This window comes from Flavobacterium araucananum, from assembly GCF_002222055.1.
Lineage (GTDB): Bacteria > Bacteroidota > Bacteroidia > Flavobacteriales > Flavobacteriaceae > Flavobacterium > Flavobacterium araucananum.
Genome location: NZ_MUGS01000029.1, coordinates 94,061 through 109,532, shown reverse-complemented (window position 1 = coordinate 109,532; position 15,472 = coordinate 94,061). Strand labels below are relative to the sequence as shown.

Genomic DNA, 15,472 nt, shown 5'->3' with positions numbered 1-15,472 from the left:
TAATTATCCTTTGTTTTTCGATTATTAAAAAAAATGAATAAAAAAAAAGGTAAAATTATTTGTTATTATAAGTACACATACTATATTTGCACTTATTAATTTTAAATATAAAAAAATATGTGGTCAAAATCTCATTCAGTGCTAACAAAAGCGGTAACCAAGGAACAAATGTGGAATTTATTTGCAGATGTAAATAATTGGCATACTTGGGATACAGGAATTGAATATGCCAAGTTAGAAGGCAATTTTGAAAAAGGAAATCATTTTTTACTACGACCAAAAGGGGGACCGAATGTAAAAGTTGAATTATTGGAAGTTGTAGCAAATAAAAGATTTCTTGATGTTACTAATTTTCCTTTAGCAAAAATGTATGACGAACATTTATTTGAAGAAACTCCCGATGGATTAAAAATTACAAATAGTATAACTGTAAAAGGATTACTAGGTTTTCTTTGGGTAAAATTGGTGGCTAAAAAAATTGTCGATGCTTTGCCCGTTGATGTTCAGGAACAAATTAAAGCAGCTTCGAAACTATGAGAACAAAAAAATACTGGATCGCAACGATTTCAAAAGAGCATGCACAAAGAGCAATAAATGGTGGTTTTATACAGGTTTGTCACGGAAAACAAGGGCCTTTGAAAAGAATGCAAAAAGAAGATTATATTTTAATTTACTCTTCTAAAATTACGATGGAAGGAAATGAAAAGTGTCAGGCTTTTACTGCCATAGGAAAAGTAGGTGATGATGAAGTGTATGCTTTTAAGATGACAGAGGATTTTGTACCTTTTAGACGAAATATTCAATTTATGGTATCGAACGAAGTTTCGATAATTCCGTTAATTGAAAATCTGGAGTTTATCCCTAATAAAAAATCGTGGGGATACCCGTTTCGTTATGGATTTTTTGAAATCAATGAAAATGATTTTAACTTTATAGCTTCAAAAATGATTTCTGAAAGAAATGTTGCCGAATAATATATTAAAAAAGTAAAAATGAGTAAAGCAGAGGATAATACATTTAGTGTTGAAAAACCGGAAGATAGTTCTGGTTTTTTGTTGTGGCAGGTAACAAATCTTTGGCAACGTGAAATCAAAAAAGCGTTGGAAGAACATAATATAACCCATTCGCAATTTGTATTGATGGCAAGTATACATTGGCTTATGCTTCATAAACAAGAAGTTACGCAGATTGTACTTTCGTCGCACACTAAAATTGACCCAATGACTACTTCTACAGTTTTAAGAACTTTACAGCAAAAAAGTTTTATTGCAAGACAAGAACATGCTACAGATACAAGAGCAAAAGTAGTTGTACTAACAGATTTAGGAAAAAAAGTTATCAAAAAAGCTATTGTAACGGTAGAAGATTTTGATCGAAATTTTTTTTCTGTTGCAGGAGTAAAAACAAAAGAGTTGAATCAAAATTTAATTGCGGTATTAGAGCAAAAGTAAATTTCTGTTCTTCTTCTTATGATTGGATTTTCCAGAGTAGAAGAACAGCAATTAATTTTGTACAACTTCTAAAATTTTGAAATTAGTTTTTGGCGCTTCACACAAAGAACAGCAATAAGTCGCTGCTAAATCAGTAAATAAAACACCCTTGGGAATACCTTGACTTTGATCTCCATATTCTGGTTTATAAAGCGTTAAACATTCCTGACATTGATAAATATCTAATTGTGGTTTTTCTTTTTTTAGCAGATTTTCTGTTGTTTCAAAAACAGAGTTCCCAAGTTCTTCAAAATATTTACGGCTCAGCTCAATTAAGATGGTTGGTAGTTCGAGTTTGTCAATATCCTGCGAATGCACGATATATTCGCGTGTATTGGGATCGAAATTCTTAGCATATAAAACATTATAAGTATCCCTTATTTTAATGGACGCTAATGCTTTTGGCAATTCATTTTTTTCGACTATAATCGAAGTAAAATAATGCCCGTCACGATTGTACTCTGAGATACCAAAAGTTAATCCGTATGTACTGATGTCAAATTGATCAAGGGTCCTGACAAGGTACGTTTTAAGATTTAAAGCCCACTCCATCGCAACAGGCAAATGCCAATTGAGTTCCAGTAATGAATGACGAACATTGATGCCTCTTTTTCCTAAAAACTTTTCCCATTCGAGTTTTCGATCTTTTGGAATTCCTTTTATAATAAAAGATTTCCAGGGTGTAATGCATATTTTTCCAATTTTGCAATCAAAACACAAATCACACATTTCTTTGAGAAAATCTAAATCATACAGGTTATTTCGCCAGTACAAACCCAGCCAATACTTATCAATTCCCATTCTGTTCATGCCCTCATAATACGGAAAGGGATAAAACGGAATATTTAGCGGCTTATCAATTGTTCTGTTATTGGTGTCTAATGCTTCGCTAACCAGTGCAAAAATCATATCGATACCAAGAGATTCCTGAGCTGTAATCTTTTCAATTTCATAATAAAATTGTGCAATATCCCAACTGTAAATCAAAATTGGATATACTTCCATGCGTTCCCATTTGGGTAATCTAAGGTACAAATACCAATAATCTTCATGCTCTGAAGCGATAAAATTAAGATGCCCCGTAAACAAGGGAACCAACTGTTGTTTAGGATCTGTTATGTTGACTTTTAATCTTGGTTGTTCCTTGAATTGTTCTAAAATATATAGAAATTTATTGCCTGTAAGCCAATTGGTATTTCTAAAAATATCGGTCGAAACATAAGAAGAAACAATATTATTACCACTTTTTTGTTCCGGAAAAACAAAATGGTGTTTGCCAAGTTTCTCTTTATCCAAAGATTTAAACCCTTTTGGGAAAATAATATCCTGCCTTGAACCAAATGAAATAGAGTCTAAACCCTGATCCCGCGCCATGTTGACTACTTCTTTTAGTTCTCCAGGCGAAATCACGCCTCCTTTTATTATTAATCTGGTTAGTTCCATTTTTTTTAGTTTTCAGTTTCAGTCTCAGTATTCAGTCTCAGTTCTCAGTCTTAGTATTTAGTCTTAATCTTAGTCGCAGTATTCAGTCTCAGTATTCAGTCTCAGTCTCAGTCTTAGTATTCAGTCTTAATCTCAGTCGCAGTATTCAGTCTCAGTTTGCACTGAAAACTGCGACTGTGACTGAATACTGCGACTGAATACTGCGACTGTAAACTATTTACATTTCGCCAATATCTCTTTAACCTCTGTTTTACAGCTTCCGCAGCCTAGACCTGCACCAGTATTTTTACACAAATCGGTAAAATTAGTGATACCACTTTTTATAACTTCTTCGATGTTTCCGGTGCCAACCTGGCTGCAAGAACAGACTAGTTTCCCTAAAACAGGTTTTGCATTTGAGCTTCCTCTTAGTAATAAATTTCTTTTGTCCGATAATTCGATTTTGCTTTCGATCATGGTTTTAAACTCAGCAAATTCATTTTTATCTCCCATTAAAATTGCACCAACCAAGAGATCATCCTTAACGATACATTTTTTGTAATACCGTTTTTTTAGATCAGCAAAGATAATTTCCTCGTAGGAATCATCGTTTTCCGGAATTTCGATATCGCCTATGCTACACAGGTTAATATCTTCAAGTTTTAGAATATTCATTAAAACAGAACCTTTGTAAAAACTGCTGATATCGCCAGCCAAAAAGTGGGCTAAAATATCGGCTTGTTCCTCTGCGGCAGATGTTATACCAAATAACTTATTATTGAATTCGGCTATTTCGCCAATAGCAAAAATATCCGGATTTGAGGTTTGCAAATACTGGTTGACCTTGACGCCACGACCGCACAAAAGGCCACTTTCTCTTGCGATTTCTATGTTTGGAATAGTACCTATAGTATAAACGATAGCATTTGCGGTAATAATTCGACCACTTTTTAAGGCAATTTCGATCTCATTTGGATTATTAGTTTCGAAAACGGTACTTACTTCATTATCAAAGTAAATCTGAATATCGCGAAGCTGCACTTCCTCTGCCAACAATTTACTGGAGATTCTATCCAATTGGCGTTCCATCAAGCGTGAGGCTCTTTGAATTATGGTTGTTTTAACTTTTTTATGTTTTAAGGCTGCAGCGAGTTCCAATCCTAATAAACCACCCCCTATAATAACAACATGTTGCTCTTCCGGAGGTAAATTAGTACTGTCGAGATGTTTTTTTAAACCATCCGCATCTTCCTTGCGTCTTACGGTAAAACGGCCGGGAAGATGAAGTTGTGCATTTTCAGGCACAAAGGGACGACTTCCGGTTGCGATAATCAAGGAATCATATAAATGAGTTTCGCCAAGACTATCTGTTATCGTTTTTTTAGTAGCATCAATTTTAGTAATAGCAACCCCGGCATTCATGGTAATTTTTAGCTTATTCAGAGCTTCGCCATCTTTTACTTTTAATAATTGTTCCCAGCTAAATTCGCCCGTCATATATTCCGGAAGCAAAACCCGATTGTAAAATGGATTTATTTCGTTTGAAAAAATAATAATTTCATCGGTTGAATTGAATTCGCGATAGTTTTGAATAAACCTGAAAGCGGCAGCTCCGGCACCTATAATAGCAATTTTTTGAAAAGGTTTTGCATATTTGCGAATATTGATCGTAGTGTATTTAAAATCAGGTTCTTTAGAAACCGGATCAACGACTGTAAAGGTCAAATTGTTCGTTCTGTTCAAATCATTTTCGAGTTGTTTGCCCCAATGCATCGGTAGAAAAACAACTTTTTCTTTTATCGAATCTGTTACCTTGGCTTTGACACGAACTTCTCCGTTTTTGCTCGAAACAACCACGAGATCTCCGTTTTTAATATCATTTTTGAAGGCATCAATGGGGTTTATTTCTAAAACCGGACTTGGTGTATGCGTCATCAATCGGGATACTTTTCCGGTTTTTGTCATTGTATGCCATTGATCGCGAACTCGCCCTGTTGTTAGGATAAACGGATATTGTGGACTTGGTGGCTCAGAGGTATTCTCAATAGTCGTTGGTATATTGAAAATTGCTTTTTGCGATGGGGTATAAAATTTTTTATCGGTAAAAAGGCGGGGAGTTCCCGGATGTCCATAATCCGGAACAGGCCATTGAAATGTACCTTCGGTTTTTAAGCGATGATAGTTTAAGAAGGAAATGTCGATATTGGTATTTTTAGTCAGCGCGCAATGCTCTTTGTAAATTTCTTCGGCACTGTTAAAATTGAAACCGTGAAAATTCATTTTTTTAGCAAAACGAATTAAAATTTCGATATCCGATAGCGCTTCTCCCGGAGCATTGATTCCTTTAGGTAAATAAGAAATACGACGTTCAGAGTTGGTCATTGTGCCTTCTTTTTCCAGCCAGCCGGCAGCCGGCAATAATAAATCGGCATATTTTGAAGTATCAGCGTTATGCGAAATATCCTGAACAACCACAAATTTGGCATTTTTCAGGGCTTTTTCGATACGACGGGAATCGGGTAAACTAACCATCGGATTGGTACAGATTATCCAAACGGCTTTCATTTTGCCAGATTCCAATGCATCAAACATTTCGGTTGCTGTTAAGCCAGGTTTGTCTGAAATTTCATCAACTCCCCAAAAATCGGCAACTTCTTTTCGATGTTCCGGATTTGCAATGTCTTTGTGAGCTGCTAGAAGTGTTGCCATTCCACCCACTTCTCGTCCGCCCATAGCATTGGGTTGTCCTGTTAGCGAAAAAGGTCCTGAACCAGGTTTCCCGATCTGTCCTGTTAACAAAGACAGGTTTAATAAAGCGGTATTTTTATCGACACCAACAGCGCTTTGATTAAGTCCCATTGCCCAAAGCGAAATGAAACCCTTTGCTTTGCCAATGATGTCTGCGGCAAGTTTAATGTCATTAACAGAAATGCCACAAATCTTTGAGGCTTTTTCTAACGAAGTACTTAAAACTAAGTCTTTATATTGTTTAAAATTTTCAGTGTTATTTTTTACAAAATCATGATCTACATGACCTTTTTCGATGAGACGTTTTGCAATGGCGTGGTACAATATAATATCAGATCCCGGTATAATTTGCAAATGTAGGTCAGCAAACGCAGCAGTATCTGTGCGTCTGGGATCAATAACGATTATTTTTATTTTTGGGTTTTTCTCTTTGTGATTTTCTATTCTTCGAAATAAAATAGGATGACACCAAGCCGGATTTGCACCGGTAATCAGGAAGGTGTCGGCCAATTCGATATCATCATAGGCAATTGGTACAGAATCCTCGCCAAAGGTTTTTTTATAACCCACAACGGCAGAACTCATACAAAGGCGGGAGTTCGTATCGATATTATTGGTTTTTAGAAAGCCTTTTACCAACTTGTTTACCAGATAATATTCTTCGGTTAAACATTGACCTGAAATATAAAAACCTATACTATCGGGTCCGTGTTTTTTTATAATAGAAGTAAAAACAGCAGCAGCACGATCTAGTGCAGTATCCCAGCTTACACGTTCCAGAGGGTAGGACTTACTGCCACGCATTTCCGGATATAAAATCCTATCCGAAATATCATTGGCTACGTAATGCAAATTCATTCCTTTCGAACACAACATTCCTTTGTTTACCGGATGGTCTTTGTCGCCCGTAACCATGACACCATTTTTGGCATCTTTAGTCACAATTATGCCACAGCCAACGCCACAATACGAACAGGTAGTTTTGATTTTGGTATTTTGCATCACAGCTTTTTTTATTACGACTGGTAAATCTTTTAATATCTAAATAAATCACTTATTTATTTCTAAACAAAAATAAGTATTTTTACGTATAAATACTTATTTTTGTGTTTTATTTTCTACTTTGAATTAAAATAGAAGAGGAACAACTACGGAGTGTTTAATGCAGTAAAATTAAGATTCATGAAAGAAGAGCACCTTATTTGTTATACGTGTAGCAATGAAAATTGTTTTATTAAGAAACATTTATACTTAGAAAGAATGAAAGAGTATGTATTAAAAAAACAGACTTTTGTTTGCAAAAAATCGACTCCATTTATAAAAGAAGGAGCTCCTATACAAGGTCTTTATTTTATATGTTCAGGAAAAGTAAAAACAATAAAAACCGGAATAAATGGTCGGGAGCAAATTGTTCGCCTGACCAAAAATGGGGACACAATAGGCTTTCGCGGCTTTGGAGCAAGCAAACGATATTTGATTGGCGCTTCTGCTCTGGAAGATACTGTTTTATGCAATTTTAGTAACGAAACGATGTTAGAGATTCTTCTCAACGTTCCTGAATTTACGTATGCCTTAATGTTATTCTATGCCGATGAATTGAATAAAAGTGAGAACAACATTAGAAAAATTGCTCACATGAATGTTCGCGAACGCGTAATCGATTTGTTATTGTACATACATCGTAAGTTTGGTCAAACCGATGGGCTAATCGATATTGAACTTTCCAGAAAAGAAATCGCAGATTTTGCAGGAACAACAGATGAACAAGCCATTCGTGTAATTTCTAATCTTAAAAAAGAAATGCTGATAAAAACAGTGGGAAAAAGGATTGGAATTTTGAATGTTCCTCAATTACGTACCGAAATTATGGAACACAAGTATTTTGCTCTTTAAATTTTTAAGTAATACTACTTGTTTTTTAATGATTTTTTGCAGAGACACACTGCGTTGTCCCTTATGTGTGCCTCTACAAAGCGTTTTAAAAAAGGGTTTATTTTTTCTTTCCAACAAACCGAATAACTGAACCTTTTCCGTTATGAAATAAACCTTCGTTTAATTCGATCTCTTTTTCTTCTAATTGAATGATTTCATAAGTAGGAAAATCAGCTTGAATTTCTTCAATAGAAAACAGGGATTCAATATCTTTAGGTCCGCCCACTTTATCATTTATAGCGAGATATTCTAGATGTTTTTTGCTAAAAGCTTCAAATATGATAAATCCATCTTTACGCAAATATTGGTTAAGTGTTTTATGAATAGAAGCTTTAATTTCTGCCGGAAAATGTGCATAAATTAAGGCAATAGCATCAAATTGCTCAGCCTTATAAGCAAGAGTTTCTAATTCTCCTACGTGATAATCAATTTGCACATTATTGGCTTCTGCAAGCTTGAGTGCTTTATTTTTTCCTTCGGCACTAATGTCAAATGCAGCAACTTTCCAACCTGATTTAGCGGCAAAAATTGCGTTGCGACCTTCGCCTTCGGCAGGAAAAAGTATTGATCCTGTTTTTAGTTTTTCCAGTTGTTCTTTTAAATAGTTGTTGGGTTCTTCGCCATAAGCAAATTCTTCGCTGCTGTAGCGATCGTTCCAGCGGTCTGTCCAGGTGTTGTTCATAGATTAAATTTGTATTAGGATTTGAGTTTACATCGTCTGATGCTTTACTTGATATTTGGTCTTAAAACGTAAAACCTTTTTTATTTTTCCAGATCAAATATACCCAATTAAAACTCAAAAAAGATTCGTTCCGATACAAAAAAAATACCCTTTTCTAGTTTTAGAAAAGGGTAAATGATAGTATTAAATATAAAAAAAAGTATTTATTTCTTCCAGGTAAAAATTCTTGGATTTACAGAAATCATCAACCACGCCCAGTTGTTGGTATGTCCGGCATATCCGGGAGTTTTTAAAACTTCTAATGTTTTTGTCCCAAACATTTGAGAATATCCTCCTGTAAGTGTGATTTCTTTTTTGAAATTAAATCCTGTCGTAAAATCGACCTCTGTTCCCAAATAAGAATCAAGTTTTTCATTTGCAACAACTACGTTGGCCGCAGATAAAAATGCGTGTGGAATTAAGGCAAATTGCCATTTTTTTACATTGTAGTTTAATTTCAAAAAAGCGTCTTGTAAACCTACATTGTTTTGGTGCCCGCCTCCAACATAAAAATAATCCATGTAACCATTGAAAGCATGGTTTGTTCCAAAAATAGGGTTGAATGATTTGATAACGGTGCTTTTGTCATCTGAATTTTTTCCTGATAAATATTCATATCCAAGACCAGCTTTAAAAGTTTCTGTTGCATTGTAGTTAACATTTATTGCAGCATCCCACGCACTAACTTGTTTGTTTGCACTTTTCCCGGTTTGACCGTAGAAGCTTAAATTGCTATCAATTTTTTTGGTTTTGTACGTTAAGTACGTACCAAAAGTTTGTTTGTAATCTACCAGTAATTTTTTGTCAGTATTTGCATATTCATAACCAGTGTTGAGGACTAATAAACTAACTCCCAAATCGCTTACTTTAGTATGATACCAGGCATATTGCATGGCTTTGTAGTTGCCTACTGTATAAGGAGTCTGAAACGTATTTTCGGCATCAGAGTTATAGGCTAATCCCATATCAAGCTGATGATTTTTAGGATGAAATGATACCAGCAAAGCGTCGTGACTTTGTCCTTGTTGCAACCAGTCGATTTCTCCCATAATACGTTGATTGTCATACGACAGTACTTGTCGTCCTGCTCTTGCGCTCCACTTTTCGCTTACATCATATTGTGCCCAGGCTTCAAAAACAGCTATACCATTTATATCTTTGGTTGCAGTTGTAGCGACATCTCCCCATGTTCTGGTGTTCTGAAAAGTTAATTTTACAGTTAATTGATCCTGTTTGTAATTAAAATTTAATCTTGAACGTTGCGAGATTTGAGAAGTTGCTTCGGTATCTTCAGGAATAAGTGTTTTATATCCGTTACGATATTCAAAACGAGGTCTTAATTGCAAATTTACGTCTAATTCCTGCGCTTGAAGGTTAACGCCTGTTCCTACTACTAATAAGAATAGAATTATTTTAAGTTTTTCCATAATTGTTTTATTTGAGGGCAAATTTATAGGAAAAGTAGTCCTTTTTTTATGATAAAGATCATGGTTGCTGCTTTTTTTTTCTGAAATATATTTGCAACTACTTGTTTTTCAGATGTTTTGTATAGCTAGGAATCTTTCATTCTTAATTTTAGTGATTTTATAATGCATCCAAATTAAGCAAGCAGTAGAAAAAATCAAGATAAAAATCCAGGAGCTTGACCATATTCCGGTCGCTGTTAGTAAGTAGCTAAAGATAATGGGCCCAAAGAAACCGCCTAAACCGCCAATCATACCTACCATGCCGCCCACAACACCAACTTCTGATGGAAAATATTCCGGAATATGTTTGTAGACTGCCGCTTTGCCAATTCCCCATGAAATCCCTATTAGAATGACCAAAACCAGAAATACCCAAATATTTGCATCAAATTTGATTACTGTAATTCCTTTGGCCAAAAGTTCTTTTTTCTTTACCGTTTGATTTTCTTCGACCACCACTTGTTGCCAGGATGTAGTGGTTGGAAAGAGGGTATTTTTGCTCGTATCTTCTTTCTTTTGCGCAACTGCAAAATCTGTTTCTCCAATTTTAATTTTGTTATTTGCTATAGCGGTTATAGTTCCTTTTTTAGTAGCTAAAACCCCGGGACCTGTAGTCGTAATTTCCATTTTTGGAATCATTAACAAGGCGCTCAAAACCACAGATGAACTTAAAACCCAATACATCACTTTTCGGGCTCCAAATTTATCTGACAAGTATCCTCCAAAAGCCCTGATAACACCAGATGGCAGACTAAACATCGTGGCAAATAAACCGCCCATTACCAAACTGGTTTGATATACGTTCATAAAATTGGGTAACAACCATTGCGAATACGCCACAAAACAACCAAAAACTAAAAAGTAGTACGCTCCAAAACGCCACACTCTGGCTGATTTTAAAGAACTAAGCATTTGCGAAACACTTTTAGTATTGTTTTCATTTTTTTTGTTTTTAGCAAAAATTAGAAAAGCAGCTCCAATTACCAATAAAGAAATTGCGTAAAGAACAGGAAGTATTTTCCAGCCATTTTGAGGATCCTGAACAGAGAAATGATTGAGTAATGAAGGGGCTAAAAAAGTAGTTATTGCAGCACCGGCATTTCCCATTCCGAAGATTCCCAAAGCACGTCCCTGCCATTCTTTTGGATACCAAATCGAAGTATAACCTATACCCACTGCAAAGCTTGTTCCTACCATACCAAAGAAAAAACTAAGCAAAGCAAACATAAAAAAACTGTTAGCATAAGGAAGTAGAAATAAAGGAATGGAGCAAAGGAGCAGGAGTAAGGAAAAAACATATTTTCCGCCAAATTTATCGGTAAGCATACCAATTGGTAAACGCATAATAGAACCTGTAAGGATGGGAATACCCAAAAGCCAGCCTACTTGTACAACGCTCCAATGAAAAATTCCGTTATCGACCAAAAAGGTTACTAAAACACCATTTAGTGTCCAGCAGGCAAAACACACTGTAAATGCCAATGTGTTCAAAAATAAAATTTTGTGAGATTGCGTTAATGAGTTTGTAGTTTTCATAGCACTTATATTTTTTGATAAAAATAAGTACTATAACGTAGTTAAAAGCTGCTAAAACGCAGTTTTTCAAAAATAATTAAGTATTAATACGTAATTTACAGTAAAGAGTATTCGGCTGCTTTATTAGAAAGTTCCATTAAGTTTTTGACTTTAAGCTTCTTCATTAAATTAAAACGGTGTACCTCGGCAGTACGTTTACTGATATCAAGAGCTTCGGCGATTTCTTTGTTTCCTTTTCCGGACAATAAAAGCGTCAGAATTTCTTTTTCTCTTTTGGTAATCATCATTTCTTCGCCTAGATTTTGTTTAAGTTCTAATGATGCAGACGAATTTGTCAATTGACTTATTAAGATAGAAGAGATGTCACCGCTAAAATATTTTCCTCCGGCAGCAACAGTATGAAGCGCTTTTAAAAATTCTTCTTTGCTTGAACCTTTTAGTAAATATCCATCAGCTCCCGCTTTTATAGATTTTAATACATACTCTTCAGATTCGTGCATGGAGAGCATGATAATTTTTACGTTATTGTTCTCGCTTCTAAGTTTTTCTACTACTTCGATACCTGTTAAGTTGGGCATGCGAATATCTACTACAAGCAAATCAGGTTTACTGGTCGCAACCACCTCAAGAGCATCTGCACCATCAATAGCTTCGCCTACAACCTCAATATTTGCTTCGTTTTCGAGTAATGATTTAATTCCATCTCTTACAAAAACATGATCGTCTGCCAATGCTACACGAATGATAGTACTCATAATTTACTTAAATTTGATTCTTGATTTTTACGTATATTCATCTATAAAGAAGATGCTAATATACGTAATTTTTATGATTTGATAATTTGTCAATTAGAGAATATTGTAATTACCTAATTGACAAATTATCTAATGCTCAAATAGGTATATTAAAAGTAATTCTCGTTCCTTCACCCGGAATAGAATTAATAAATACGCGACCGTTTATGTACTGGATCCTTTCTTTCATAAACAATAATCCCATTCCGGATTCGCTATTGCGCTTTTTATCAACAGCATGAATGTCAAAACCTTTTCCGTTGTCGTCTACAATAATACTTAGTAGCATATTGCTGTGCGAAAGCTGCACAATAATATGAGAGGATTCAGCATATTTAATCGCATTATTTATTGCTTCCTGCGCAAGACGGTAAATGTTTATTTCGATCAAAGAATCCAGACGCTGATTAAAGTCGGTTTTGTTGTAAAACAAAATTTCTTTTCCGGTTAATTTTGAAAGCTCCTGCGCTAGTTTTGCGAGAGATGAAACAATGCCGTGATCACTTAATTCCGGAGGCATTAAATTGAAAGTTGCAGTGCGGACACCTTTGATAATATCAAGGGATAATTTCTTTAGGTATTCAATTTTTTGAGCTGATTTTTCTTTGTCATCAAGATTAATACTTTCCAGACTAAATTTAAGACCGGTAAGCATTTGGCCAATTCCATCATGAATTTCCTTGGCGATCCGGTTTTGCTCATTTTCTTGATTTTCAACAATTTTACTCGAAATAATCTTTTGTTGATTAATTTTTTCAGTACTGTTTTCAATATTCAAACGCTCCACTTCCCGTTGTGCTTTTTTACGCTCGGTGATGTTGAAACAAATAATCAAAAGTTCAGATTCCTCTTTTTTGATTGTAACGGGAATCATCGATAAATCCAACCAAAAAGTTTGTGCTTCTTTATTGATAATTTTAATTTCTCCCTGCCAGCCACTTCGATGTTTTTCAAAAATAATCCGATCTATATTGAGCTGTTCCTTTTCGTCTGTCGTGAGAACTTCTGAGAATTTTTTATTAGACGAGAATCGGGTATAATTGATCAGTTTGGCAAATTTCTCTCCAATATGAATAATAGAACCATCCGGCGCAATACGGCAATACAGTAACGTATTTTCCATCGCATAATTCAGGGACTTTAATTCTTTTACCGAGTTTTCCTTTATTTCGCTAATGATTTCAGTATCATAGGCGAGTTTTAAAGCCTTTTTTTCAGAAGATAAAAGCTTGGCAATAAGTTTCTCGATCTTTTTATTGGTAGGTTTAAAAATGAAGAAAAATTCTAATACTAAAACAAATAGGGTAAAGGCAAAAATCCAATATTCTATTTGTCGTTGTTCTGTAACTTTTTCATGTGCTTCGAGATCATATTGCGATACAATCTGATTCATTTTTAAAAGAAAAATGCCTTCATTTTTTAGTATAGTCTGAACCAGTTTTTGATTTTGAGCTAAATTGTTTTTTTGTTCTAAATTCAAAAGAAACAAATGAGTTGCTTTACTGACACTATTAAAAACCGGATTAATATCCGAGTACAATTTGTTTAGCGTTTCACTTCTTTCTTTTGGAAAAGCCAGACTATCACTACCGTTTTCGAGTGCGTTCTGTGTATTTTTCCAAAGTTCTAAAACGTTTTGTAAATGCAAAATTTGTTTTTGCGAAACGGTATCAGAAACATAATGCAGGATCAAAACTTCTTTTACGATTTTCTGGCTCAACATTCTTTGTTTGCCGGAAATATTAATGATTTTAGAATCGCTTAATTGTTGTTCTAAGTTGTACTGTACCAAAATCTGACTTAAGATGACGGTTACAGCAATAGTCCAGAGTGCAAAAAAATACCAACGGCGTAAATTTTTGAAAGTAATTTTATCTCTGGCTTCCTGATTGTTTTTTTTCATCTGAAGATGATATTTCTTTTTTTATCGGAATATGGAATTCGCATATCTTCATTTGTGTTTGCTCCTGAATTTATAGAAATTGTTCCTTTTATATCATGAGATTACAATCCCAAAGAAGCTTTTATTAAGTTTAAATTTTCTTCAGAATAATTGATTTTTAAAGCTTCCTGATGTCCTTTGTCAGACATTTTGTCCCAGGTTTTTTTAATGATGTTTTTTAGTTTTTCTTCATCGTGTTTGTGAACAAAAGGATCCAGATAATATTCTAAAAATACCAGACAAATAACATCTTCCAGCAATTGTGTTTCGTTATCTTTTTTAAGTAGTTTTTTTTCGATCAAAAAAGACACGCGAGCGATAAAATCCGGATTGTATCCTGCTTTTTCTAAGATGTCGGCAGTCGTTTTAGCATGAAATTTTTTAAGATCTTCTCTCCATCTCAAATAGCCCACACGATCCATTGGATAAGATTCTCTTGCAACTTTCCATCGGCAAATGTGTTGTGCTTTTGACGCAATCTGCACTTCTTCTGAAGCTTGTGGTTCAAATTGCATCAGTCTTTCATACATTCTGTTCGAATACAATAATTCTTTTGGAAATTCTGTATTTTGGTCAATTTCTATATTCGGATCCTGAGCATTTTCAGCATCAATCGTTTCGCTTGCTTTTTGAAAAGGTGTGTTCATTTTTTGGTAAGATAATAGATTTCAAAGATAGGGAATAAAGTTTTTTTCTGCCGCGAATTTCACGAATTAGCACGAATTATTATTTTATTTTTTGCCACAGATTAAAGGGTTTTTTGGATTTCATCTAGATTGGCATGAGTATTATATTATTTTTTAGTCACAAATTTCACTAATTTAATTTGTGCTAATTCGTGAAATTCGTGGCAAAATCTTTTAATACTTTTAATAGGTGTAATCTGTGGCTTATAAATCAATCTATAAAACCTACAAACACTTCATCTTCAATGACTTTAACTGGATAGGTTGCAATTTTAAGATCATCGCCATTTAAGTTGGAACCATCGATTAATGAAAATGTTTTTTTATGCATCGGACAGGCAATTTTGGGGATATCATCGGCAGATCCCGTCATACCTCTTGCCAGTACCATTTCCATTTTATGCGGGCAGGCATTTTGGCAAGCGTACCATTCGTTTCTGCGTGTAAAGTTAAAAATGGCAATTTGTTTGTTTTTGTATTTGATGCAACCACCACGATTGGTTGGGAAATCTTCTGTTTTTCCTGCTTTGAACCAAATTGTAGCATCGCTTGCCTGCACTGTTTCATATTGATTTAAGATTTCTTCCATTTTTAGTAAGTGTTATGTTTCTGTTTTTTATCCCTCTTTTTACAATCAAGAGCGTTTTTGATGGCGCAGTAAAAAAGAGGGTAAGAAGGCAGCAAACGTTTTTTTTGATATTTTTTTCTTTTTTTTGGAGCTTATATTTTTCACGC

13 protein-coding genes are annotated in these 15,472 nt (G+C 34.7%); 4 read left to right on the top strand and 9 right to left on the bottom strand.

Annotation, left to right across the window (positions count from 1 at the left end; translation table 11 throughout):
* The first annotated feature begins 117 nt into the window (after positions 1 to 117).
* From B0A64_RS14655 to B0A64_RS14645, 3 genes are read left to right on the top strand one after another with little or no spacing between them, the layout of a single operon-like run.
* Positions 118 to 537: an SRPBCC family protein gene (locus tag B0A64_RS14655; RefSeq protein ID WP_089480266.1), complete on the top strand. Its 420-nt coding sequence runs from the start codon at positions 118 to 120 to the stop codon at positions 535 to 537.
* Positions 534 to 974 carry an EVE domain-containing protein gene (locus B0A64_RS14650; protein ID WP_089480265.1) on the top strand — a complete coding sequence of 147 codons (441 nt, stop codon included), beginning with the start codon at positions 534 to 536 and terminating at the stop codon, positions 972 to 974. The genes B0A64_RS14655 and B0A64_RS14650 overlap by 4 nt, the downstream gene beginning before the upstream one ends.
* Before the next feature lie 18 nt (positions 975 to 992).
* The gene (locus tag B0A64_RS14645; RefSeq protein WP_089480264.1) at positions 993 to 1,451 is read left to right on the top strand and encodes a MarR family winged helix-turn-helix transcriptional regulator; all 459 of its coding nucleotides are present in this window, start codon (positions 993 to 995) and stop codon (positions 1,449 to 1,451) included.
* 51 nt (positions 1,452 to 1,502) lie between these two features.
* On the opposite strand, the gene B0A64_RS14640 is transcribed toward B0A64_RS14645, so the two are convergent.
* Together B0A64_RS14640 and B0A64_RS14635 are read right to left on the bottom strand one after the other, a co-directional pair.
* Positions 1,503 to 2,933 (bottom strand): rubredoxin, encoded by a 1,431-nt coding sequence (locus B0A64_RS14640; protein WP_089480263.1) that lies wholly within the window; start codon positions 2,931 to 2,933, stop codon positions 1,503 to 1,505.
* A 213-nt stretch (positions 2,934 to 3,146) separates the two neighbouring features.
* Positions 3,147 to 6,662 (bottom strand): nitrate reductase, encoded by a 3,516-nt coding sequence (locus B0A64_RS14635; protein WP_089480262.1) that lies wholly within the window; start codon positions 6,660 to 6,662, stop codon positions 3,147 to 3,149.
* A 180-nt stretch (positions 6,663 to 6,842) separates the two neighbouring features.
* On the opposite strand from B0A64_RS14635, the gene B0A64_RS14630 reads away from it, so the two are divergent.
* The gene (locus tag B0A64_RS14630) at positions 6,843 to 7,553 is read left to right on the top strand and encodes a Crp/Fnr family transcriptional regulator (protein WP_089480261.1); all 711 of its coding nucleotides are present in this window, start codon (positions 6,843 to 6,845) and stop codon (positions 7,551 to 7,553) included.
* Positions 7,554 to 7,650: 97 nt separating this feature from the next.
* Here the strand turns inward: B0A64_RS14630 and B0A64_RS14625 are convergent, their stop codons facing one another.
* The 7 genes from B0A64_RS14625 to nirD all read right to left on the bottom strand — a co-directional run bounded on the left by B0A64_RS14625 (position 7,651) and on the right by nirD (position 15,326).
* A complete protein-coding gene (locus tag B0A64_RS14625) occupies positions 7,651 to 8,274 on the bottom strand; it encodes a class I SAM-dependent methyltransferase (RefSeq protein ID WP_089480260.1) in 624 nt (207 codons plus the stop codon).
* A gap of 203 nt (positions 8,275 to 8,477) precedes the next feature.
* Positions 8,478 to 9,740, bottom strand: a complete 1,263-nt coding sequence (locus B0A64_RS14620) for an alginate export family protein (RefSeq protein ID WP_089480259.1) — start codon at positions 9,738 to 9,740, stop codon at positions 8,478 to 8,480.
* Positions 9,741 to 9,848: 108 nt separating this feature from the next.
* Positions 9,849 to 11,315 carry an MFS transporter gene (locus B0A64_RS14615; RefSeq protein ID WP_089480258.1) on the bottom strand — a complete coding sequence of 489 codons (1,467 nt, stop codon included), beginning with the start codon at positions 11,313 to 11,315 and terminating at the stop codon, positions 9,849 to 9,851.
* Positions 11,316 to 11,410: 95 nt separating this feature from the next.
* Positions 11,411 to 12,070: a response regulator transcription factor gene (locus B0A64_RS14610; RefSeq protein ID WP_089480257.1), complete on the bottom strand. Its 660-nt coding sequence runs from the start codon at positions 12,068 to 12,070 to the stop codon at positions 11,411 to 11,413.
* Positions 12,071 to 12,206: 136 nt separating this feature from the next.
* Complete coding sequence (locus tag B0A64_RS14605) at positions 12,207 to 14,012, bottom strand: sensor histidine kinase (protein ID WP_089480256.1); 1,806 nt, start codon at positions 14,010 to 14,012, stop codon at positions 12,207 to 12,209.
* Between the two features lie 101 nt (positions 14,013 to 14,113).
* Positions 14,114 to 14,698: a DUF4202 domain-containing protein gene (locus B0A64_RS14600; protein ID WP_089480255.1), complete on the bottom strand. Its 585-nt coding sequence runs from the start codon at positions 14,696 to 14,698 to the stop codon at positions 14,114 to 14,116.
* Positions 14,699 to 14,948: 250 nt separating this feature from the next.
* Complete coding sequence (gene nirD, locus B0A64_RS14595) at positions 14,949 to 15,326, bottom strand: nitrite reductase small subunit NirD (RefSeq protein WP_089480254.1); 378 nt, start codon at positions 15,324 to 15,326, stop codon at positions 14,949 to 14,951.
* Between the last annotated feature and the right edge of the window lie 146 nt (positions 15,327 to 15,472).

Excerpts from the sequence above, each read along its gene's own strand:
- B0A64_RS14650 (WP_089480265.1), top strand. The coding sequence starts at position 534 with ATGAGAACAAAAAAATACTGGATCGCAACGATTTCAAAAGAGCATGCA.
- B0A64_RS14605 (WP_089480256.1), bottom strand. The coding sequence starts at position 14,012 with ATGAAAAAAAACAATCAGGAAGCCAGAGATAAAATTACTTTCAAAAAT.
- B0A64_RS14630 (WP_089480261.1), top strand. The coding sequence starts at position 6,843 with ATGAAAGAAGAGCACCTTATTTGTTATACGTGTAGCAATGAAAATTGT.
- B0A64_RS14640 (WP_089480263.1), bottom strand. The coding sequence starts at position 2,933 with ATGGAACTAACCAGATTAATAATAAAAGGAGGCGTGATTTCGCCTGGA.
- B0A64_RS14645 (WP_089480264.1), top strand. The coding sequence starts at position 993 with ATGAGTAAAGCAGAGGATAATACATTTAGTGTTGAAAAACCGGAAGAT.
- B0A64_RS14655 (WP_089480266.1), top strand. The coding sequence starts at position 118 with ATGTGGTCAAAATCTCATTCAGTGCTAACAAAAGCGGTAACCAAGGAA.
- nirD (WP_089480254.1), bottom strand. The coding sequence starts at position 15,326 with ATGGAAGAAATCTTAAATCAATATGAAACAGTGCAGGCAAGCGATGCT.
- B0A64_RS14620 (WP_089480259.1), bottom strand. The coding sequence starts at position 9,740 with ATGGAAAAACTTAAAATAATTCTATTCTTATTAGTAGTAGGAACAGGC.
- B0A64_RS14610 (WP_089480257.1), bottom strand. The coding sequence starts at position 12,070 with ATGAGTACTATCATTCGTGTAGCATTGGCAGACGATCATGTTTTTGTA.
- B0A64_RS14625 (WP_089480260.1), bottom strand. The coding sequence starts at position 8,274 with ATGAACAACACCTGGACAGACCGCTGGAACGATCGCTACAGCAGCGAA.
- B0A64_RS14635 (WP_089480262.1), bottom strand. The coding sequence starts at position 6,662 with ATGCAAAATACCAAAATCAAAACTACCTGTTCGTATTGTGGCGTTGGC.
- B0A64_RS14615 (WP_089480258.1), bottom strand. The coding sequence starts at position 11,315 with ATGAAAACTACAAACTCATTAACGCAATCTCACAAAATTTTATTTTTG.
- B0A64_RS14600 (WP_089480255.1), bottom strand. The coding sequence starts at position 14,698 with ATGAACACACCTTTTCAAAAAGCAAGCGAAACGATTGATGCTGAAAAT.